The sequence below is a fragment of the Actinoplanes sp. GCM10030250 genome (assembly GCF_042666575.1).
GTDB lineage: Bacteria > Actinomycetota > Actinomycetes > Mycobacteriales > Micromonosporaceae > Actinoplanes.
On sequence record NZ_JBHTDO010000005.1, the window covers coordinates 78012 to 99828 of the forward strand.

A 21817-nucleotide genomic window follows, 5' to 3' on the forward strand; every position below is an offset into this window, starting at 1 on the left:
CCCGCGATCCAAGAACCCTTACGGGTGCCCGCTGGGGGCAAATCCCGGTTTCGCGTACGCCCGAATCGGTGAACGCTGTCGATGTGAACACCGCTGTGGACGTCATCCTGATCGCCGCCCTCGCCGCCGTCTGGCTCACCGCCGGACTGCTCGTGGACGGCCTGCCCACCGCCGGCACCGCTCGCGCGCTGCGCCGGCGGGCCGGGCTGCTCACCGCACTCGTGGGCGCGGGTGCGGCGGTGTTCGTCGCCGTTCCGCTGATCACCGGCCTGGTGCCGGGGCTCTCGTCGGCGCCCGCGGCGGCACTGCTTCCGGCCGTGCCGGCCCTGATCGTTCTCAGCGCCACGGTTCGCCGGCTGGCCTGGGTGCGGCGCGGTGCGGGCGCGTTCGCGACCGCACCTCTGGCGCCCGTGCCGCCGGCTCTGCGCGCCGCCGCCGCGCACCCGCTGGTGGCGGCACCGCTGCAGGTGACCGGGCTGGCCGCCCTGGTGGGGCTACCGATCGCCGCGGGCCTGGTCGAGCTCCCCGGCAACGGTGCGCCGGGCATGGCCGGCATCGCCGTCACGGTGGTCGCGATCGCGGTCCTGGCCATCGGCGTCCGGGCGGCGCTGCGTCATAGCCGGCTCGCCCCGCTGGTGATGGCACCGCTCGGCCGCGGGCGCACCCGGATCCCGGCCGACGCGCGGTGATCCGGACTACTGCTTCCTGACTACTGCTTCTTGGCTTCCTGGACGTAGAGAAGCTCCAGAATGGAGCGTGCCGCCTCGAACCACCGGTCGAGCCAGTCCGAGGTCGGCAGCGTGCCCCGGGCCGGCAGTTCGAGCAGGAGCCCGCGCAGCAGCGGGTGATCCGCCATCGACTCGCTCGTCGAGCCGCTCTCCGACCAGGTGGAGTTGAAGACCGGCTCGCTCAGGCCCGGAAGGTCGAGCGAGGGCAGCTTGGCCGCCCGGTCCAGCGCACTCGTCGGCTCGATGCTGTGCGACCGTCCGGGCGACCGGGTCGGCAGGCCCGAGCTGCTGCGGGACACCAGTTCACCGTCACTCTCGCTGCCCAGCCCGCCGTCCCGCCGGTTCTGCCGGTACGCGCTGACGCCACCGCTGAATCGGTCCTGCGCCGTCGACGAGCCGTTGCTGAGGTTCTCGGAGCCAATCGTCATATCTCTGCCTTGCCTCGTTCAGTGATGGTTCCCGGCCGCCGGCTCGGTCCGGGCCGGTCCGCGCTTAGAGGCTTCAACGAGGCGACGCCGCCGTAGCGACGGAAAATGGGGCAAATAGCAACGGCCGGCCCGGGCGCCAGGAGCGCCGAGCCGGCCGTGCCGGGTCAGTCAGAGATCGAACTCGCCGTCCTTGGCGCCACCCACGAACGCGTCCCACTCCGCAGCCGTGAAGATCAATGCGGGTCCGGCCGGGTTCTTGGAGTCGCGGACCACGATCGCCTGGTCGACGAACGCGACCTCGACGCAGTTGTCACAGTTCGGGCCGCTACGAGTGCTCTTGAACCACTGTGCGCGGCTCAGGTCGACCCGGAAACCCTTCGTCTTGATTTCCACAACGGCTCCTCAATCAGCATTTCGATCATGTCGATGGACTCCCCCGGATCAAGGGCCGAGGCCCGGATGGTGTCGAAGACGGTGACGTACTTACGGAGTTCGTCGTCCTTCTCCAGGAAGAGCCCGCCCGTCGCGTTCTCGGCGAACACCACGGCGGGGTCACCAGCCGAGGGGAAGTCGAGAATGGCGAACGCGCCGTCCATGCCCGCGTGTGCGCCGACCGCGAACGGCAGGATCTGGAGAGTCACGTTCGGCAGCCGCGCGGTGTCGACCAGCTGTCGCAGTTGGTCGCGCATGACCGCGTCGCCGCCGACGGGCCGGCTCACCACCGATTCATCAAGCACCACCCAGAGATCGATTGGATCGTCCTGAATCAACAACGACTGCCGTTCCATGCGGACGCGGATGCGTTGGGCGTTCCTCTGATCGGTGTCATCCCATCGGGCAGACCTGATGAGTGCCATTGCATAGTCTTCGCTCTGCAACAAGCCCGGAATGACCTGTTGCTCATACGCCCGAACTGATCTCGCCTCGGCCTCCAGCCCGACGTATGCGCTGCTCAGCACCGTGGAAAACGGGTGCCACCACCCTTTTTGCCGGGCATCCCGTGCAATTTGGACAAGCTCGTCGACAACCCTCGCATCCACGCGATAAATGTCCAACATGTCCTGTACGTCGCCCGGTGTTGCACCGGTATGTCCTGTTTCAATGCGGGATATTTTGGAGGTCGAGCAGCCGAGGCGCTCGGCCACCATGTCGATGGTCACGCCGGCCGCCTCGCGATACCTGCGCAGCTCCACTCCGAGGCGGCGACGACGGACGGTGGGACTGCGGCGCTGATTCACTCGATCAGTCTCCCCGGCGAGTTCTTGATCGTTCAAGCACTGTGGATGATCACGGAGGATCACGGAAGGCTGACATGCAACTTGCATCGACGACACTGGTGGTGCAATCTTTCCGTAGGCCTTGCATCACTTAATGTTCTTGAGCAGGCACCTAGTGTTCTTGAGCAAGCATCTAAAGATCTTGAGCAACCAACGCAAGTCCGACACAACACATCAAAACGACGTCCTATACGGGGCGCCGAGACACTTGCAGTCCGAGATGGACTGCCGCCCGCGATTTGGGTGGCGTGATCGGCGATGGTGACGTTCCGCAATCTTCTTCGATGGTTGGCACCTTCGGAGGCTTGCAAAGCTGCATCAGCCGGGCAGACTGGTGCATCTGTGTCACAAAGCTACTATCACCCACACGAGTCTCAGGGCAGGAGATGACGTGGTTCTTCCTCGGTCCGGTGATGTCATTCACGTGACGAAAGCGGCCAGCGTCCAATTCGCATCACCGATGCTCTTCCGGGTCATCCGGGTCCACGACTGGCCGACATATGAGGGCTGGGTCTGGCTCGATGGCTACGAGTTGAACCCGGCCGGTGACGCGGTCGAGCGCCGATCCATCTTCGTCCAGGTCAACGGCTTGCGGCCGGTCGGCAAAGCGCCGGACCCCCGGGCCCGTAACGGCCGCCAGCCGGCCACACGACCGGGCGTGATTCCCGCGCGAACAGTCCGCGTCAACCGCTGACGTCAGCCCTTTCAGCCGCGCCGTCGTGGCTGACGTCGATTCCACCGAGGCGCGATCGTTTGTCGCTGACGTCAGTTTCCGGCGGGCGCCGTTGTTGTCGCTGACGTCAGTTTCCGGCCGGCGCCGTTGTTGTCGCTGACGACAGCGGAGCTGGTTCCTCCGTGCTCGGCTCCGCGACCACCAGGGTGACCCGGGTGTCCGACGGCACCAGCCGGCCCTCCGGCGGATCGCTGTCGATCACCGTGTCCGGTTCGGCGTCGCTCGGCCGCCTGATCACCCGGTACGTCAGTCCGGTCCGGTCCAGTGCCGCCTTCGCGTCGGCCAGCGGCATCCCGCGCAGCGCCGGCACGTTCACCTCCTTGTCGACCGGCTCGGTCGTCGGAGGTGTCGAGGCAGCGGTGGTCGGGACCGTCGCCGGCGCGGTCGTGTCCGGTGGCGTCGTCTGGCGCGTGGTGGCCGCCGGTCCCGGTGACTCGGTGTCCCCGCCGGAGTTCTGGACGATCACGGCGATACCGAAGCCGAGCAGGCCCAGCAGCACCAGCGCGGCGGTGCCGACCGCGATCGGCGTCCACCATCGTCGCTGCTGCTGGTCGGCCGGTCCGAAGTCGGCCCAGTCGGCGTCGTACTGCTCGGACACGTACTGCTCAGTCTCGCCGCGGCGTGGCGGCCGGACCTCGGCACGGCCGGTCCACACCGACTTGTCCCGGTCGTCCGAGCGCTTCCCGCCGTCACCCGATCGAGGATCCTCGGAAGATCGAGAGGTCTCGGAAGGCTGATTCCGCTGAAGTTCGGTGGCGTCGGAGGGTGACATCGGACGCGTCTCGTCCGGCCGCGGCGCACTGTCGTCCCGGCTGGGCGGGCGCTCCTCAGACATCGCCGGTCCCTTCCGCCTTCCCCATGTCCCTGGCTCCTCGCCCGGTCAACGTATCGAATCTTGGGGCCATGTGGGGTTATCCAGCAGCGGAAAGCCGATCACCGGCAATTCGCAGACATCGGCACCGGCCAGTACAGTGCCCCGCATGGCCGAGAAGGGCTTGACAACACAGGCCGGCGCCGCAGCAGGTATCGCCGCCGGCGCGGGAGCCGCACAACTGGGCCTCGGCTACGGACTCGGCGTGATCGCCTGGCCGGTCACCGCCGCCGAGGCGGAAAGCGTCTGGCTGGGCAGCCTCGGCTGGGCCACCTGGATCACCGCGAGCGCGACGGTGCTCGGCGCGGTGATCGCCGGCCGGCTCCGCCCGGACGAACCCGGGCGGTGGCTCGGGCTCTGGCGGTTCCTGCTGGCGGCGTCGTCAGCGCTGGGCGCACTCGTGTCGGTCGTGCTGGTCGCGCTCCCCGCCCGCTCAGCGGTACGGGCGGACACGCTCTCCCCCCAGATGGTCGCCGGCGGCTACGCCCTGGCCGGCCTGCTCGCGGGCGTGATCGTCGCGTTCTGGGCGGTGTCGTCGGTTCCGGTCGCGGCCAACCTGATCGGCACCGCGGTCTGGCTCTGGGCGCTGGCGATCGCCGGTGTCGTCGCCGAGCTGGCCAGCAACCGCGAGTTCGCCACCTACCTGACAAGCTGGCAGTTCGCCGAGTCGGTGAGCCCCCTGCGGTACGGCGGGATCTACTGGCCGAGCGCCCTGCTGACCCTGGTCGCGGCGTTCGTCATCGGGCTCGTCGCAGCCTGGCCGGCCGCCCGCCGGGGTGCGCTCGGGCTGGGCACCGCGATCTCCGGTGCGGTCGGGCCGCTGCTCGTGGCCTTCTCCTTCCTGCTGCTGGCACCTCAGCTCACCGAGGCGATGGGACCGTTGCAGTCCGCCTATCTGATCGCTCCCTATGCCGTGCTCGCCGGACTGGGCGGGTCGGCGCTGACGGTCACGCTGGAACAGGGCCGGCGCAATCGGCAGGACCGGGCCGGCCGCGTGCCGGCGGGTGAGCTGCCGAGCGCCGAGCCGGACACCGCGGTGATCCCCGCACCCCGGGCCACGACCGCGCCGGCCGCCACCCCGGTCAAGCCGGCCCGCGCGCCTCAGGGCATGGGCGACCTAAAGGCGGGCGAACTCGACACCGCCGAACTCAACCTCGGCAAGCCCGCGCCGGCCAAGGCGACCGGCCGGGCCCCGGCGCCGCCCAAACCCGGCGAAACGCTCCTGGGCCTCGGTGATCCCGGAAAGGGAAGTGACCCCGCAAGGCCGGGGGACCGCGAGAACGTCGGCGATCCGGAGATCGCCTCGGCGGCCCGGCCGTCCCGCCCGCCGGCGAAGCGTCCCGCCCCCCGCAAGAACACCAACACGATCACCCCGCCACCGGCGAACCCGACCGTGGCCCGGATCAACCCGGACGCGAAGTAGTCAGTCGACCGGCCAGGTGTGCACCGGTTCGTTCAGCCGCTGCAGGTCCAGGTAGCGCTGGGTCATGTCGCGTACGGCAGTGAGCCGGTCCGCGCCCCGGCAGTGCTCGGCCGCGCGCACGGCCTCGGTCTGCCAGGTCGCGCCGTTGCGGCGGGTCCGGCACCGGCCCTCGATGATCCCGAGCAGCCGGTCCCGCTGCGCCGGATGGACACCGAAGCGGTCCAGTCCGGCGTACGCCTTCGGCAGCAGCGTGTCGAGGACGAGCTCGGTGACCGGCACCCGCCCCACTTCCGGCCAGTGCATCGTGGCGTCGATACCGTCCCGGGCGCCGTTGCGGAAGTTGTCGGCGGCGGCCGAGAACTCCAGCCGGGACCAGATCGGCGACTCCTCCTCGGCGAGCGCGGCGACCAGGCCGAAGTAGAACGCGGCGTTGGCGATCAGGTCCACCACTGTGGGACCGGAGGGCAGCACCCGGTTCTCCACGCGCAGGTGTGGCCGGCCGCCGGTCACGTCGTAGACCGGGCGGTTCCAACGGTAGACGGTGCCGTTGTGCAGGCGTAGCTCGTACAGGTGGGGAATGCCGCCGGCGTCCCAGACCTCGTCGGGCTGCTCCTCGAAGAGCTCGGGGAGCAGCGGGGGGAAGAAGCGGACGTTCTCCTCGTACAGGTCGAAGACCGAGTCGATCCACCGCTCGCCGAACCACACCCTCGGCCGTACGCCCTGTTCCTTGAACTCGTCCGGCCGCGCGTCGGTGGCCTGCTCGAAGAAGACGATCCGGGTCTCCGCCCAGAGCCGCCGGCCGTGCAGGAAGGGCGAGTTGGCGCCGAGCGCGACCTGCACGCCGGCGAGGGCCTGGGAGGCGTTCCAGTACCGCGCGAAATCGGACGGGCCGACCTGGAGGTGGAACTGCACGCTGGTGCAGGCCGCCTCAAGCGCGATCGAGTCGCTGCTTCCCGTGTATCGCTCGACACCGCGGATGTCGATGCGGAAGTCGTCACCGCGGGCGCCGACGATCTCGCTGTTCAGGGCGCTGTACCGGGCACCGGCCGAGAGGTTCGCCGGTATCAGGTGCTCGGACGAGAGGGTGGGCAGCATGCCGATCAGCGCCAGCCGGCTCTCACCCTTGCGTGCGCAGTCGGCGGCATCCCGCAGGCCGTCCAGGATGTCGTGTTCGTAGTCACCGAGCCCGTCGCCGGCGATCTGCCGCGGCGGCACGTTGAACTCGATGTTGAACTTGCCGAGCTCCGGCTGGAAACGCGGATCACCCAGGTCGGCCAGGATCTCGGCGTTGCGCATGATCGGATCGGCGTCCCCGCCGACCAGGTTGATCTCGATCTCCAGCCCGGTCGTGCCGGCCCCGGGGTCGAACGCGTCCGCGTCGAGCATCCGGCCCAGCACGTCCAGACAGTGCCGCACCTTGTGTCGGAAGCGAACCCGATCCTGCGGCGAGAAGGCGGCGGTCCCCAGATCCTTGCCCACGAACCCTCCCGGAAAGCCAGGGATGAAGCGGACGTCGATCACCGCTCTGTGAACGAACGCTTGCGCTCGGTTCACATTGCCACCCCTGCGGAGCGTCCGCCAGGCGAACGGAGGCGCGCCCACCGCATAAACCGAGGCGCGCCCGGGAACCGGACGCGCCTCGACTGTGGACTTGATGCGACGGCGATCAGCCCTGCTGAAGGATCGCTTCGCCCTCGATCTCGATCTTGACCTTCTTGCCGATCATCACGCCACCGGTCTCCAGGGCCATGTTGTAGGTCAGGCCCCAGTCCTCACGGTCGATCTCGGTGTGCGCGCTGAAACCGAAGAGGTGCTGCCCGTACGGACTGGTGGTGGCGCCCTCGAACTCGACGACCAGCTCGACCGGACGGGTCACGTCCTTGATCGTGAGCTCACCCTCGAGCACGAACTCCGCGCCGGCGTGCGACTTCACGCGGGTGCTGCGGAACTCCATGGTCGGGTACTTCTCCGCCTCGAAGAAGTCGCCGGTGCGCAGGTGGTTGTCGCGGTCGACCTGACCGGTCTCGACGCTCGCGGTCTTGATCGACGCGGTCACCGAGGAGTCGAGCGGGTTGTCGGCGACGACGATCGTCGCGCTCGCCTCGGCGAACTGGCCGCGGACCTTGCTGACCATGAGGTGCTTGACCACGAATCCGACCCGCTTGTGCGCCGCGTCCAGCTCGTAGGTGCCGGCGGCGGGGATCTGAAGACCTTCGAACTCACGGGTGCTGACGGTCATGACACTGCCTTCTCTCGAACGCTTGTGGGGATGCTTGTCTGACGGAGCAACTATATGCTGCGCAATATTCCCCCTGTCAAGTGCCTGCTAGTGTGGCCACGTGAACACGGACCTGGACGACCCACGCCTCACCGCCATCGGGCTGCTCGCGGAGGCACACACGGGATTGATGAACCGGCTCGCCGCGCAGTTCGAGGAGCACCGCCTCTCCGGGGTGGAGTTCGAGGTGCTGATGCGCCTGGCCCGTTCGCCCGGCAACCAACTGCGGATGACCGATTTGGCAGGCCAGACAACGCTTTCCACCAGTGGCGTCACCCGCGTCGTCGACCGGATGGAGCGCAGCGGCCTGGTCCGGCGAGAGGCCTGCGCAAGCGACCGCCGCAGCTCCTACGCGGTGATCACCGACGCCGGCCAGCAGCGGCTCGCGGAGGTGCTTCCGGGCCACCTCGAGCTGGTCCAGCGGTGGTATGTGGGATTGCTCACCGAGGACCAACTGGAGCAGCTGCTGCGCTCATTGCGCACGATCCGCGACACGGTCAATCCGTGCGCGGTGGCCGGCAGCACAGAATCAGAAACGGCCCTGCCGGCCTGAGCATCGCGCTCGGCCGCCGGGCCGTTTCATTCCAAGAACCACTCAGGGGTACGAGCTGAGCACACGCCCGCCCCGCTCCGGTCAGAGCCCGAGCCCCCGGGCGATCAGCATGCGCTGCACCTCGGAGGTGCCCTCGCCGACCTCGAGGATCTTCGCGTCCCGGTAGAAGCGGCCCACCGCGGACTCGTTCATGAAGCCGTACCCGCCGTGCACCTGGGTGGCGTACCGGCTGTTCTCCATCGCGGCGTTGCTGGCGTTCAGCTTGGCGATCGCCGCGTACCGTTTGAAGTCGTCGCCGGCCAGCATCCGGGCCGCGGCGTCGTAGTAACCGAGCCGTGCCGTGTGCGCGCGCAGGTCCATGTCCGCGATCAGGAACTGGACGGCCTGGAAGCCGCCGATCTCGCGGCCGAAGGCGGTGCGCTGTTTCGCGTACGTGAGGGACTCGTCGACACAACCCTGTGCCAGCCCGACCGACAGGGCCGCGATCGCGATCCGGCCCTCGTCCAGGATCCGCAGGAACTGCGCCAGACCCCGGCCACGCTCGCCGAGCAGGTTGGCGGCCGGTACGCGGACGTCGTCGAAAGACAGCTCGTGGGTGTCCGAGGCGCACCAGCCGACCTTCGAGTACTGCGGTGCCACGGTGAATCCGGGCGTACCGGAGGGCACGATGATCGTGGAGAGTTCCTTGGTGCCGTCCGGGTTCGTCCCGGTCACCGCCATGACGGTGACCAGGCACGTGATGTCGGTACCGGAGTTCGTGATGAACGCCTTGGTCCCGTTGATCACCCACTCGCCGGTCGACTCGTCGAGCACGGCCCGGGTGGTGGTGCCACCGGCGTCCGAACCCGTACCCGGTTCGGTCAGTCCGAACCCGGCGAGGGCGTCACCGCTGGTCAGCCTCGGTAGCCAGGTGTTGCGCTGCTCAGGCGTACCGTAGCGGTAGATCGGCATGGCACCCAGCGAGACCGCTGCCTCCAGGGTGACCGCCACCGAGCTGTCCACTCTGGCCAGTTCCTCCAGGGCGAGGCAGAGCGCGAAGTAATCGCCGCCCATACCGCCGTACTCCTCCGGGAACGGCAGCCCGAAGAGCCCCATCTTGCCCATCTGCCGCACGATCTCGTACGGGAAGGTCTTGTTCTCGTAGTGCTCGGCGATGACCGGGGCGACCTGCTCCCGGGCGAACGCCTGCACGCTCGTACGCAACTCCTCGTACTCGTCGCCGAGCCGGAAGTCGACCATGACGATCCCTTCTAAACAGGAGTGACGCCGTGCCTGCGCCGGGAGAACGACCGGTCCTTGTTGCGTGCCGCGGCGAACCGGCGGACCAACTCGGCCCGCAGGTCACCCGGCTCCACGACGGCGTCCACGACGAGTTCGCTGGCGAGGCGCATGATGTCGATGTCGCGCTCGTACTCGGCGCGGCGTTCCGCGACGAAGGCGGCCCGTTCCTCCGGGTCCTCGATCGCCGCGATCTTGTTGGCATAGACCGCGTTGACTGCCGCCTCGGCACCCATCACGGCGATCTTCGCGGTCGGCAGGGCGATGGTGGCGTCCGGCTCGAAGCCGGGACCCGCCATCGCGTAGAGGCCGGCGCCATACGCCTTGCGGACGACGACACAGATCTTCGGCACGGTGGCCTCGGAGATCGCGGTGATCATCTTGGCGCCGTGCCGGATGATGCCCTGCTTCTCCACAGCCGTACCGACCATGAAGCCGGGCACGTCGGTCAGGAAGAGCAACGGCACATTGAAAGCATCACAGAGTTGGACGAAGCGGGTGGCCTTGTCGGCTGAGTCGACGAAGAGCACCCCGCCCTTGAACATCGAGTTGTTGCCGACGATGCCGACCACCTCGCCGTCGAGGCGGGCGAATCCGACAGTCAGCTCGCGGGCCCAGAGCGCGTGGATCTCGAAGAACGATCCCTCGTCGACGAGGCCCTTCACGTACCTCCGCATGTCGAAAGCCTGCCGCTCACTCACCGGAACCAGCGCGGTGAGATCAACATCGGCAGCCTCGGCGCTCGCCGCCGCGGGCGGGCGCTCGGTCCAGTTGGCCGGCAGGTACGACAGGTAGGTGCGGACCACGTCGAGCGCGTCACGCTCGGTCTTGCAGAGAAAGTGCCCGACGCCGGACTCCGCGCAGTGCACGCGGGCACCACCCATCGCCTCGAGCGTGGTCTTCTCCCCGGTCACCATCTCGACCATCCGGTCGGAGCCGAGATACATACTGGCGTTGCCCTCGACCATGGCGACCACGTCGCAGAAGGCGGGAATGTACGCCCCGCCGGCGGCGGACGGCCCGAACAGGGCACAGACCTGCGGAATCGCACCGGAGGCACGGACCTGGTTGTGGAAGATCCGGCCGGCACCGCGCGGCCCGGGGAAGAGATCGACCTGGTCGGTGATCCGGGCACCGGCCGAGTCGACGAGGTAGACCATGGGCACACCCTGCCGGTACGCCCGCTCGATGATCCTGATGATCTTCTCGACCGTGCGCGCACCCCAGGAGCCGGCCTTGACCGTGGAGTCGTTCGCCATCACGCAGACATCGCGGCCGTCGATCCGGGCGACTCCGGTGATCACACCATCGGCGGGCAGTCCGTCGGCCAGACTGTTGGCATAGAGCCCGTCCTCGACGAAGGAACCCTCGTCGACAAGCAGCGCGACCCGTTCCCGGGCGAAGAGCTTGCCCTTGGCGGCGTTCGCGGCGTGGTACCGCTCCGCACCGCCGGCCAGCACACGCTTGCGCACTCCCGCCAGCGCGTCGCCGTCCATCGCCGCCCCGCTCCCCGGCTCGGGTCCGACCCGGCCTTAACGCTCGTTAATGCTTAACGGTCGTTAGGCTAGCTCACCGGAAGCCGGGCGGCAACGACGAACGGGAGCCCCCGCTTGATGCGGGGACTCCCGTCCACTTACTCGTTACCGGTGCCGTGGAGTGGCACCGGTCGTCACCGGCGGCTCGCGCCGGCGCGGATCACGCCCGGGACCGGCGCGACCCGGTCTGAAACCTCAGGTCAGCGCACTGCCTGGAGCAGGTCGAGACCACCGAGGCCGGCGCTGCCGATGCCGCCGAGGTTCTCGCTCAGGTCCGGAACCGGGGACTTCTCGGTCATCCGGCCACCGGTCTTCTTGTCGCCGTACTTGGCCGGCTTCTCGTCGCCGTAGCCGGCGTTGTCCGCACCCGGCTTGCCGTAGCCGTCGTCGGCCAGGTCCGAACCGGGCTTGCCGTAGCCGTCACCCTTGTTGCCGCGGTCGTCCTTGTTGCCCTTGTAGCCGTTGTCGCCGCGGACGTCGCCGTCGTCGTCCTTGTCGCCGTAGCCACGGTCGTCGTCGTCGTTGTCACGGACGCCACCCGGGTGGTCCCCGTGGCCGTGGCCGTGGCCGGGACGGACGCCGCCGTCACCGAAGACGTCGTCGTCGAGGCCCCAGATCGGCTTGTTCTGACCCGGCTTGATCCACCGGACCTGCCGGCGGCCGTTGTCGTCGGCGCTGGTGATGACGTTGTTACACGAGCCGACCGCGGTGGAGTGGCCGAGCAGCGCGCCCAGCGAGTTGCCGCAGGCGTTGATCGGGACGGTGATCGGCGCGGAGATCTGGTTGCCGGTCACGAACCCACGGTTGCCGGCGCTGAGCTGGCCGACCCGGGTGCCACGACCGCCACGGTCGCCGTCGTTGTCGCAGCAGCCGCTCTCGGCGTGCCGGGCGGTCTTGCTCTCCTGGTTCCAGGACCTGCGGTCGTTCGGCACGCCGATGACGTTGTTGCAGACGCCGACGCCCTGGCTGGCACCGAGGAGCGCGAGCGAGTTGCCGCAGGCGTTGATCGGAACCGTGATCGGCACCGAGACCTGGTTGCCGGTCAGGAAGCCGGAGTTGCCGGCGCTGAGCTGGCCGACGCTGTCGACGTCGCCACCGCGACGGTCGTCACGGAAGCCCTCGGTCCGGGCGCTCTCCTCGGCGATGACGTTGTTGGCGACACCGACACCCGTCGACTTGCCGAGCACCGCGGCGGAGTTGCCCGCGACGTTCACCGGAACGGTGATCGGAACCGAGATCTGGTTCCCGGTCAGGAACCCGGAGTTGCCGGCGGCGAGCTGGCCGACCTTGGTGCCCCCGCCGTTACGGCCGTTGCGGCCGTTCTCCAGCAGGACGTTGTTGCCGACACCCTGAGCCTGGGAGAACCCGGCGACAGCGGCGGAGTTGCCGACGAGGTTGACCGGCACCGTGATCGGGAGGGAGATCTGGTTGCCCGTGCCGATCCCGCTGTTGCCGGCGGAGAGCTGGTCGATCTCGTCAGCCTGCGCGGCGGCCGGTGCGAACAGCAGGGCACCGGCAGCCAGGATACCGACGCTCAGAGTCTTACGAACCCAGGTCTTCTTCATGAGAAAGAGATGCCTTTCACAAATGGTCAGCAAAATGATTTCCGCATATTCAATTGAATTTGTTCCGGAACCTTTTTAGGGCGCAGCGGTGCCCTGGCGCGTTTTCTCCGGCCCTGACTCCGCTTGTCGACACGCGCCCATTACCAGCGCTTTCGAACAGCGGTGAGGTGATTTCTGGGCTTCCGCGATTCGCCGCTCGTACGCGAACGGTGGGGGAATCGGGTGGCCCGGGCGCTTGACGAAGCGCCGGTGGGAAGCGACGGCCGGGAGGATGTCGGCCATCGGTGTCCCTCACCCCGAACCTTCTCGACCCGGCCTCGAGCCCGGCTGTCGCCGGCCCGGCCACGCCGGAAGGTTCGCTAGTCAGGTGAGACGGTCGGAGCCTCGGCGTCGTGACGCCGGACCTCGACTTCGGGCGCGGGCCGGCGCAGATGGTGGTCCACCGCACCGTTCACGACCCGGGCCGGGAGGAGGGCTGCCGAGCCGACCTCCGGAGACGCTCCCGGCCCACCGGCCGGGATACCGCTGACTGCCCCCAGGTTCATCCGCACCGGTTCCGGCCCGTCGCCGGGCTGGTCCTCGCGGATCGTCTCCGGCGCGGCCGGCCGGGCGGCCGGGACATGCCGTTCAACGTGGGACCTGGAGTCGGCCTCGGCGTACCGGATTCGCTTCGCAGCGGCCGGGGTACGCGAGACTCTGGTGCTGTCGCTCGTCGCGGCGAGCGGTTCCGACGGTGGCAGGGGCCGGGCGCGAGCAGCGCCGTTCCGGTCCTTCGCGCCGTCGGTGGCGGTCACCGGTGCGACATCCACCGGTGCCTCCGCCGGCGTGATCTCCGCCGGCTCAGGCTCGGTCACGGGCTCCGCGGCGGGCTCCGCGGGTTCGGTCCCCGTCCGATGGCCCGCCGGTCCACCGCTGGTACGCAGTGGGGCGGTCACCGTACGCAGGACCGCGCCGGCGGGTTCCGCGTCGATCGCGGTTCCGTCGTGCACGACCTCGTCGAGCGTTTCCACCGGCCCGGACAGCACCCGTTCCGGTGCCGTGAGGATCGACGTCACGGCATGACGCCGGTGGGACTTCGGTGCGGACTCCAGCGGCTGGACGGCCGCCTTGAGGAGCTCGCCGACCGCAGCATCTTCTCCGGACACCGTCGCGACACTGCGCAGCGCGGACCCGAGCAACGAGCCGGACGGCTCGGACTCCTGGTCGGCCGCTTGCGCGGCGGTGCCGGTGAGCAGCCAGGCTGCCCCGGCCAGGCCACCGACGACGAGTGCACGCAGGACCCAACGTCCCGCGCGGCGCTCCGTCCGCCGCTCCGCCCCCTGGCTTTGGGACGGCATGAGCGCGGAGTCGCCGTGGGCGATCAACGAGCGGCATGCCGTGCGCTCTTCGCGCTCGACCCCCCAGCTCGCCATGATCCACCCCTCGTCGTTGACGCCGACCGGCGCTTATACGCCCTCTTCGACTCGGATGAGTCAGGAACAGGCGATATTGGCCACTCGGTATTGGTAACGACGGGGGCGAGCCGGAAGTCACGCCGACAAATCGGAAAAATGATCGCAGGAAAAAGGGGCGAGAATCACACGGTACGAGTACGCGGGCCGGCGCGCAGAACGCCGGACGGTAATGAACGGCCCACCAGCTCTTCGGCCAGTTCAGCCGCCTCGATCAGACGATCAAGGTCGATTCCGGTGCTGATGCCCATGTCGTGGAGCATGTGCACGACCTCTTCGGTGGCCACGTTCCCCGAGGCGCCCGGCGCGTACGGACAGCCGCCGAGGCCGCCCGCGCTGGCGTCGAACTCGGTCACCCCGAGCTCCAATGCGGTCAGGATGTTCGCGAGACCCGTACCCCTGGTGTTGTGGAAGTGCAGCAGGTCCGGGCGAACGGCCGACAGCAGATCACGCACCCGGCGCGGAGTCCCCATGCCCGTGGTGTCGCCGAAGGCGATGCGGTCCGCGCCGTCGGCGCGAACCCGGTCCACGATGGCAGCCACCCGGTCCGGATCGATGTCGCCCTCGAACGGACAGCCGAAGCTCGTCGCGACGATCACCTCGAGCGTCGCGCCGTCGTCGTGCACCAGGGGGATCAGCTGCGAGATGTCGTCGAGCGACTCCTCGGTGGACCGGTTGAGGTTGCGCCGGTTGTGGGTGTCACTCGCGGACACCACCACCTCTATCTCCCGGAAGCCGGCGGCGATCGCACGCTGCGCGCCGCGGGAGTTCGGGATCAGCGCCGAATAGCGCACATCGGGGTTGTGCCAGGCCCGCGACCACACCTCGTCGGCGTCCGCCATCTGCGGGATCGCTTTCGGGTGCACGAAGGAGACCGCCTCGATCCGGCGCACACCGGTCCGGCTGAGAGCGTCGATCAGCCGCACCTTCGCGTCGGTCGGTACCGGGTCCTCGTTCTGGAGCCCGTCCCGCGGAGCCACCTCACGAATGGAGATTTCGCTCATGTCGCCGCTCACCTCATCCGGGAGACGATGCCGGTGTCGTAGTCGCCGGAGAGGAACTCGTCGTTCTCCAGCAGCTCGGCGAAGAACGGCAGGTTGTTCTTCGGGCCGGCGATCTGGAAGCCGGACACCGCGGTGCGCGCCCGGGCGATCGCCTCCTCGCGGTCGGTACCGAAAACGATCAGCTTCGCCATCAGCGAGTCGTAGTTCTGCGAGACCGTGGTGCCCTCCGTGTAACCGGAGTCGACCCGGACACCCTCTCCGGACGGCTCCACCCACGTCGTGATCTTGCCGGGGCCGGGGAAGAACCGCTTCGGGTCCTCGGCGTTGATCCGCAGCTCGATGGCGTGGCCCGCGGTCGTCCCGAGATCCACATTGGGCTCCAGCCCGGAGGCGATCCGCAGCTGCTGCTCGACCAGGTCGATGCCGTGCACCAGCTCGGTGATCGGGTGCTCGACCTGTAGCCGGGTGTTCATCTCCAGGAAGAAGAACTCGCCGGTGGCCGGGTCGAGCAGACACTCCACCGTGCCCGCATTGCGATAGTTGACCGCTTCACCCGCTTTGACCGCTGCGGCGAGGAAGCGTTCGCGCAGCTCAGGGCCGACTGCCGGGGACGGCGCCTCCTCGACGAGCTTCTGGTTGCGGCGCTGCACCGAGCACTCCCGCTCGGAGAGGGCGATCACGCGGCCGTCAGCAAGACCGAGGATCTGCACCTCGACGTGGCGCACCCGGGGAAAATACCGCTCGATCAGCACGGAGCCGTCACCGAACATCCGCTCGGCGAAGGCGCGCACCTTCTCGAACTCCGTACGCAGGCCGGCCTCGTCGTTCGCGACCGCCATGCCCATACCGCCACCGCCGGCGGCGGCCTTGACCATGACGGGGAAGCCGATCGTCCCGGCTGCTTCGAGAGCTGCGTCGACTGTTGCTGCCGGATCCCGCGTACCCGGGGCGACCGGGACGCCTGCCGCGGCCATCAGGTTCCGCGCATTGATCTTGTCGCCCATCGCGGTGATCGCGTCGGCGCCGGGTCCGACCCAGATCAGGCCGTTGGCCTCGACCGTACGGGCGAAGTCGGCATTCTCACTGAGGAAGCCGTATCCGGGGTGAATGGCCTGGGCGCCCGTCGACTTGGCGGCCGCCAGGATCGCCTCGGTGTTGCGGTAGCTCTGTGCGGGGTTCGCCGGTCCGACACAGACGGCCTCGTCCGCCTCGGCGACGAACGGCATCTCCGCATCGGTCTCGGAGTGAACCGCGATCGTCCGGATCCCCAGCCGTTTCGCGGTCCGGATGATCCGGCGGGCGATCTCACCCCGGTTGGCGATGAGCAGCGACTCGATCATGGCGCTCTTTCTGTCGGTTCGTCCGCCTCGTGGGCGCTGTCCCGTACCCATCGTCATGCTCGCTTGTGGCGTGCTTCGACATGGGGTTTTCAGTGCGCTTCGGTGTTTGCCCGGTTCTCAGTGGCCCGTCAGCGCGTGCATCGCGGCGTCGCGCAGCAGGTCGGCCCGCCGGCGTCGCTCCACCTCGCCGCCCAGGAACGGCGTCGAGTTCATCAGGCCGAACGCGGCGTGCGCCAGCACCCGCGCCTCGGCGGCGGCCAGCTCGGGCCGCACGCGCGACAGGACGCCGACCCACTCCTCGACGTAGAGACGCTGCAGCCGGCGGATCTGCCGGCGCGGCTCCTCCGGCAGGCGATCGAGCTCGTGCAGGTGCAGAGCGATCACCGCCGGGTTGGCCAGCGCGAACTCGACGTGGAAGTCGATCAGGTCGGCGAGCGCCGACTCGGCCTCGTCGGAGTGCCGGGCGACCCGCTCCTGACCGCCCTCCAGCAGGCTCTCGCTCACCGGAATCAGCGCGGCCACCAGCATCGCCTCTTTGCCGGCGAAGTGGTGATAGAGGGCTGGGCCGGTGACGCCGGCGGCGGAACCGATGTCGTCCATCGACACGCCGTGATAGCCGCGGGACGCGAAGAGTCCCACCGCGATCTCCAGGATCTCGTCGCGGCGTGACCGCCGCCGAGGCGCCGGCGGGGTGGTCCGGTGCCGCTGTTCAACCGTCGTCACCCGGCAACTGTAACCCGATGTCAAGCCCCGACTTAACGGTCGTTCAGCCTAAATTTCGGTGTCGCCGGCCTCTTCGTACAACTCGGCGGCCTGGGCCCGCACCTCAGGGTCAGCCGCCGGGCTCACCATGACGGCGCCGAGCAACTCGCGCGCCTCGCCCACGGAACCCGATCGGAGCAACGCGTCGGCGAGCATGACCGACACCCTTTCGGCGTCCTCCTCGGCCTCGATCTCACGAAGCCGCTCCGGGGCACCACGGAGGAGCCGCACCGCGTCAGCGAACCGGCTACGGCGCATCAGGAGACCACCGGCCTCGAAGGCGAAGATGGACTGCCCCCAGCGCACTGCCCGCTCTTCGGCCAGCTCAGCAGGAATGTCGGCATAACGCTCGGCGGCCAGACGGATGACCTCCTCCGCCTCCGGCATCTCGTCGGCGTAGTTGTGCGCCATCAGCCGGCGGCGCAGCAGCCGCATCTCGCCGATGAAATCACCCGACTCGCGCAGGGCCTCGCCGGCGGCCCGGAAGGTCAGGGCCGCCTCGCTGTCGCGGTCCAGGTCGTACAGGAGCCCACCCGCCTGCTCGCCGATCTGCCCCCGCCCGGCCGGGTTGTCCGCCAGCCGCTCGATCAGGTCGCGATAGATCGCCAGCGCCCGGCTGGTGTCACCGAGATCACGGTAAAGACCGGCAAGCAGGAAGCGCGTGTCATTGGCGGGCTCGTCGAGACCGAGACGCTCGAAGCCGATCAGCGCCTCCTCGGCGACCTCGACGGCCTCCGCCATCCGATCGGCCACCTGGTACGCCCGGGCCAGCTCCTGACGTGCGAACACCCCGCCCTCGTCGAGGCCCTGCTCGGCGCAGAGAGCCACCGCCTCGACCAGGTCGTCGACGGCCGCCGCAGCCCGGTCGAGCTGGAGCAACGCGCGCCCCCGGGCGATCCGCGCGGTGAGTTCCGCACCGGGCACGCCGGTGGCCAGCGTCTCGTCCAGCGCGGCCACGGCCTCGGCCGGGTCGTGGGTGATCTGACCGACCACGACAGCGGCGAAGGCGCTCATCCGGGCCGGGCCGTGGGTCCGGAAGAACATCCAGCCGGCCCGGGCGGCTTCCAGCGCCTCGTCGTGGCGGTGGGCGGCGCCCCTGATCTGGGCACGCACCATCGAGTGATGGGCGAGCCGGCGCGGGTCGGCCACCTCCCCCGCGTACTGGTCGGCCCGGTCGATGGCGTCGTTCGCCTCGTCGAGCCGCTCGAGCAGGAGGTAGATCCTGGACAGTCGCAGGTACGCCGCGGCGCGGTCCCGCGGTTCCCCGTGCTCGTCCTGGTGGGCAACCTCGGCCTCGACGGCGGCCAGGCCGTTCTCCGGCTCGCCGATGAAGGCGCGCTCCAGGGCGATCTGAGAGCGGAGCTTGACCGCCGGGCCGGCCTCACCGGCCTGGTCGTAGAGCTCTGCCGCGAGTTCCCAGTGTTTGACGGCGGTGGCCGGGTCGGACTCGCGGACCCGCTGCCCGCGCGCTCGCCAGAGGCGGGCGTCGTAGGTGCTCGGCCGGTCCGATTCCGGCGAGCGCGCATCGATGGCGTCCAGGACGGCACCGAACGCTTCCAGGCGGTCCTCTTCCCAGTGCTTCTCCGCCAGGTCGAGCAGCTCGGCGGCGGACACTTCCGGGATCGGCTCCACTTTCGCCTCTGCCACCGGCTGCGCGGTCGTCCTCACCGCTGGCGAGACGCGCCGGGCTGTCGCCGACAGGTTCAGGTCGACACCGTAGGACTTGTCGTTGAGCACCTCGTTGACCAGGGAACTCTGCCGGTCGGTGCCGTTACGCGCGTCGAAGCGAGCAGCCAGGTCGGTGGCGACCGTCGCCAATTCCTCCGCCAGCACCGCGGCCGTCACATCGTCGCGCCCACTGCGGCGAATCGGGGAGTCACCGTGGCCCAACTCGGTGATCCGGCGCAGCAGCGCGGCACCCGCCGCCGCGAACTGCATCGCGGCCGCCGGCGACGGGGCGCGTTCCAGCCAGTCGATGTGCCGCTGAAGGATCTCCAGGCCGCGATGCTCGTTGCCGGTGCGCGTGCAGAACCGGATGTGATCGGCGATCCCCCACAGGTCAGCCAGATTGTTCCGCTCGATCAGGTACGCCCGGCGGTGCGCGTCGGCCGCCTCGTCGAGCCGGCCCATCTTCACGTAGGCCTCCATCAGCTCGCTGAGGATGCCCTGCGGCTGCTCGGCACAGTCGAGATCCTTGGCGAGCGTCGCCACGCCCCGCTCGACGGCCTCGGCATACCGCCCCTGGCTGTTCAGATGGCGGACCAGGCTGGTGGGGTCACAACCGGCACAGTCGGAGAGCGAGTCTCGAGGCGTCGCCTGCCACTTCTCGAACCAGGCGTCAGCCTCCTCGAGATGACCGACGTGCCGGGCGACGAGATAGCGGTGCTTGTAGACGGCCTGCAGGCTGTGGCCGCTCTCCCGGTACCGCCGCTCCATGTCGTCGAGCACGGCGTTGGTCCGGGCGAGCGGGACCTCGTGGAAATCGGTCAGCGAGCTGACCATGGTCTTGAACAGCCAGAGCAGGCTGTGCATCTGGCGCTGGTGGTACGGAGAGGGATTACGGTCGAAGTCGGCGACACACCAGGAGAAGGTGGGGAACGCTTTCACCGGCTCGCCGCCGTAGACATATGCATTCGTCGCGGTCAGCCTGGTGTGGAAGGCCAGCGCCGGATCGCCGGTCGCGTCCACGTGCCGCAGGACCTGCTCGACGAGGGCGATCTGCGCCGCACCGAACGGCAACTGGTTGGCCTCGCGAAGCAGGCCCCAGAGTTCGTCGGCGGTCTTCATCAGGACTCCTCCGCGGGGACGGCACGGTCGAGCTTCATCAGGATTCCTCCGCGGGGACGGCACGGTCGAGCAGACCGAGGAACGATGTGGTGAGCAGCGCCGCGTCGGACGGCCGGATCGGGTGGTGGCCGAGCAGCAGGGCCTGGCCGTATAGCGACTCGACGGCGAGACCGGCCAACTCCACGTCGGCGAGCGCGGCAACCCGGCGGACCAGCGGGTTCCGGTGGTTCAGGACGAGCTGCGGACGGTCGGTCGGCACGGTCTGCGAAAGGGCGTCGAGGACACCGCCCCACAGGTCGTCCGCCTGGTCGCGGCTCGCGGTGAACTCGTCGTGGAACGCGGCGGCACGGCTCACCAGGTAGAGCGCGGGCAGGGTGACCGGGTCGAACGCGCGCACCACGACCTCGCAGCCGAGCCGGTCGAGTCGCCGCTGGGCGGCCGCGAGGAACGGGCGCAGGCCCAACTCGGTGCCGGCCTCCAGCGGGAGGAAACGGGTGGTCAGATCGGTCGGGTCGAGCCGCTCCGCACGAACCTCGGAGTCACGCGCGGCCAGCCGCTCGATCAGCTCGGCGTCATACACATACCCACCGTTGATCAGCCCGACGTCCTGGGCGGCGGCGACGGCGGCGAGCTGGCGGAACTCGTCGGCGGTGGCGGCATAACGAAGGACGCCATACCGCTCGCGGAACTCGGCCAGGGTGATCTCGCCCATGTTGGTCTGCATCGGATACCACTGCTCGACCAGGCGCAACATCTCGTCGTCGTGCAGGGCCAGAGCCTTCACGCCGAGGTGGTGCACGCGCAGGAACTCACCGAGCCGGCGCGGATCGGTCGCGGCGAGCCGCACCAGCCAACCGCGGATCTGATCGGCGATCGCCTCCCGCGTCTCGGCGAGCTGGCCGTCGTCGTAGAGCGACTCCCGGCTCGCTGTCGGCCGCAGCTCCGCGCTGTCGACCACGCACCGGGCGAAGAACGCCCACTCCGGGAGCAGTCCCTCGACACTCTCGGCGAGCAGCATCCGCTTGAGATAGACCCGGTGCCCGCCCCGGCTGGCCGGATTCACCGGGGTGGGCAGCACGAAAGCAGCACCGGTGAGCCCGGCCGCGGGCACGTTCAGCTCGATCACGTCGAACGGCCGGAAACCCAGGGTCTCCTCCGCATAGGCCAGCCGAGCGGAATGCGGCAACTCCCACGGCAGCCCACCGCCGGTGACCACACGGCCGTCGACCGACACCTCGACCGGGAGCAGCGAACCATATTGACTGGCCAGGTCGGTCACCACCGAACCGGTCAGGAAGTGCTCGGCACCGCGACGCGGCATCAGGGTGACGGTCGTGCCGGGCTCCCGCTCGGGGCCCGCGGTCACCTCATAGCGGCCGTCGGAGGAACCGGTCCAGACAACGGCCGGTGCGTCGCCCCGCCGGGTGTGCACCCGAATCTCGTCGGCCACCATGAAGCAGGAGAGCAACCCGATGCCGAACTGACCGAGAAACTCGTGCCGCGCGAACCCGAGCTCGTCCCGCTTGGAGCTGCGGCCGATGGTCGCCAGCAACTCGTGCACCTGAGCCTCGGTGAGACCGATCCCGTTGTCGCTGATCCGCAACGTCTCCCCAGTGACGATCTCCACCCGCCCGACGTGTCCCGGGCCCACCGCGGTGATCGCATCGACTGCGTTCTGCAGAAGCTCACGAACGTAGACGCGGGGGCTCGCGTAAAGGTGGTGGCTCAGCAGATCGACGATGCCCCGCAGGTCGACCTGAAACGTGTTGCTCACGGTGCGGCACGGTACCGGTAACCACCGACA

At 69.0% G+C, this 21817-nt stretch carries 19 protein-coding genes; 4 read left to right on the plus strand and 15 right to left on the minus strand.

Features of this window, described 5'->3' with window-relative positions:
• Positions 1-68: 68 nt before the first annotated feature.
• The gene (locus tag ACFQV6_RS09730; protein ID WP_378027045.1) at positions 69-689 is read left to right on the plus strand and encodes a hypothetical protein; all 621 of its coding nucleotides are present in this window, start codon (positions 69-71) and stop codon (positions 687-689) included.
• Positions 690-709: 20 nt separating this feature from the next.
• Here ACFQV6_RS09730 and ACFQV6_RS09735 read toward each other — a convergent pair whose 3' ends face one another.
• The 3 genes from ACFQV6_RS09735 to ACFQV6_RS09745 form a co-directional block, all read right to left on the minus strand.
• Complete coding sequence (locus tag ACFQV6_RS09735) at positions 710-1156, minus strand: hypothetical protein (protein ID WP_378027046.1); 447 nt, start codon at positions 1154-1156, stop codon at positions 710-712.
• Between the two features lie 168 nt (positions 1157-1324).
• Entirely contained in the window at positions 1325-1543 is a 219-nt protein-coding gene (locus tag ACFQV6_RS09740) for a DUF397 domain-containing protein (protein ID WP_378027240.1), read from the minus strand.
• Complete coding sequence (locus tag ACFQV6_RS09745; protein ID WP_378027241.1) at positions 1513-2394, minus strand: helix-turn-helix domain-containing protein; 882 nt, start codon at positions 2392-2394, stop codon at positions 1513-1515. The genes ACFQV6_RS09740 and ACFQV6_RS09745 overlap by 31 nt, the downstream gene beginning before the upstream one ends.
• A 430-nt stretch (positions 2395-2824) precedes the next feature.
• Here ACFQV6_RS09745 and ACFQV6_RS09750 point away from each other — a divergent pair, with 430 nt between their 5' ends.
• Positions 2825-3127, plus strand: a complete 303-nt coding sequence (locus tag ACFQV6_RS09750) for a hypothetical protein (RefSeq protein WP_378027047.1) — start codon at positions 2825-2827, stop codon at positions 3125-3127.
• A 106-nt stretch (positions 3128-3233) separates the two neighbouring features.
• On the opposite strand, the gene ACFQV6_RS09755 is transcribed toward ACFQV6_RS09750, so the two are convergent.
• Positions 3234-4001 carry a PASTA domain-containing protein gene (locus tag ACFQV6_RS09755; protein WP_378027048.1) on the minus strand — a complete coding sequence of 256 codons (768 nt, stop codon included), beginning with the start codon at positions 3999-4001 and terminating at the stop codon, positions 3234-3236.
• Positions 4002-4146: 145 nt separating this feature from the next.
• Here ACFQV6_RS09755 and ACFQV6_RS09760 point away from each other — a divergent pair, with 145 nt between their 5' ends.
• Positions 4147-5460, plus strand: a complete 1314-nt coding sequence (locus ACFQV6_RS09760; RefSeq protein ID WP_378027049.1) for a Hansenula MRAKII killer toxin-resistant protein 1 — start codon at positions 4147-4149, stop codon at positions 5458-5460.
• Here the strand turns inward: ACFQV6_RS09760 and ACFQV6_RS09765 are convergent, their stop codons facing one another.
• A complete protein-coding gene (locus tag ACFQV6_RS09765) occupies positions 5461-6939 on the minus strand; it encodes a glutamate-cysteine ligase family protein (RefSeq protein ID WP_378027050.1) in 1479 nt (492 codons plus the stop codon).
• Between the two features lie 187 nt (positions 6940-7126).
• A complete protein-coding gene (locus ACFQV6_RS09770) occupies positions 7127-7699 on the minus strand; it encodes a YceI family protein (RefSeq protein ID WP_378027051.1) in 573 nt (190 codons plus the stop codon).
• A gap of 100 nt (positions 7700-7799) precedes the next feature.
• Here ACFQV6_RS09770 and ACFQV6_RS09775 point away from each other — a divergent pair, with 100 nt between their 5' ends.
• Entirely contained in the window at positions 7800-8291 is a 492-nt protein-coding gene (locus ACFQV6_RS09775; RefSeq protein WP_378027052.1) for a MarR family winged helix-turn-helix transcriptional regulator, read from the plus strand.
• An 81-nt stretch (positions 8292-8372) separates the two neighbouring features.
• Here ACFQV6_RS09775 and ACFQV6_RS09780 read toward each other — a convergent pair whose 3' ends face one another.
• The 9 genes from ACFQV6_RS09780 to ACFQV6_RS09820 all read right to left on the minus strand — a co-directional run bounded on the left by ACFQV6_RS09780 (position 8373) and on the right by ACFQV6_RS09820 (position 21787).
• On the minus strand, positions 8373-9530 hold the full coding sequence (locus tag ACFQV6_RS09780) for an acyl-CoA dehydrogenase family protein (RefSeq protein WP_378027053.1): 1158 nt from the start codon (positions 9528-9530) through the stop codon (positions 8373-8375).
• An 11-nt stretch (positions 9531-9541) separates the two neighbouring features.
• Positions 9542-11065 carry an acyl-CoA carboxylase subunit beta gene (locus tag ACFQV6_RS09785; RefSeq protein WP_378027054.1) on the minus strand — a complete coding sequence of 508 codons (1524 nt, stop codon included), beginning with the start codon at positions 11063-11065 and terminating at the stop codon, positions 9542-9544.
• Positions 11066-11304: 239 nt separating this feature from the next.
• Positions 11305-12669, minus strand: coding sequence for a chaplin family protein (locus ACFQV6_RS09790; RefSeq protein WP_378027055.1), 1365 nt, complete (start codon positions 12667-12669; stop codon positions 11305-11307).
• Positions 12670-13028: 359 nt separating this feature from the next.
• Entirely contained in the window at positions 13029-14081 is a 1053-nt protein-coding gene (locus tag ACFQV6_RS09795) for a hypothetical protein (protein WP_378027056.1), read from the minus strand.
• Between the two features lie 164 nt (positions 14082-14245).
• Positions 14246-15124, minus strand: a complete 879-nt coding sequence (locus ACFQV6_RS09800) for a hydroxymethylglutaryl-CoA lyase (protein ID WP_378027057.1) — start codon at positions 15122-15124, stop codon at positions 14246-14248.
• Positions 15125-15132: 8 nt separating this feature from the next.
• Positions 15133-16464, minus strand: a complete 1332-nt coding sequence (locus ACFQV6_RS09805; RefSeq protein WP_378027058.1) for an acetyl/propionyl/methylcrotonyl-CoA carboxylase subunit alpha — start codon at positions 16462-16464, stop codon at positions 15133-15135.
• Positions 16465-16581: 117 nt separating this feature from the next.
• On the minus strand, positions 16582-17187 hold the full coding sequence (locus tag ACFQV6_RS09810; RefSeq protein WP_378027059.1) for a TetR/AcrR family transcriptional regulator: 606 nt from the start codon (positions 17185-17187) through the stop codon (positions 16582-16584).
• A 48-nt stretch (positions 17188-17235) separates the two neighbouring features.
• A complete protein-coding gene (locus ACFQV6_RS09815) occupies positions 17236-20013 on the minus strand; it encodes a tetratricopeptide repeat protein (RefSeq protein WP_378027060.1) in 2778 nt (925 codons plus the stop codon).
• Positions 20014-20050: 37 nt separating this feature from the next.
• Positions 20051-21787, minus strand: coding sequence for an HSP90 family protein (locus ACFQV6_RS09820; RefSeq protein ID WP_378027061.1), 1737 nt, complete (start codon positions 21785-21787; stop codon positions 20051-20053).
• Between the last annotated feature and the right edge of the window lie 30 nt (positions 21788-21817).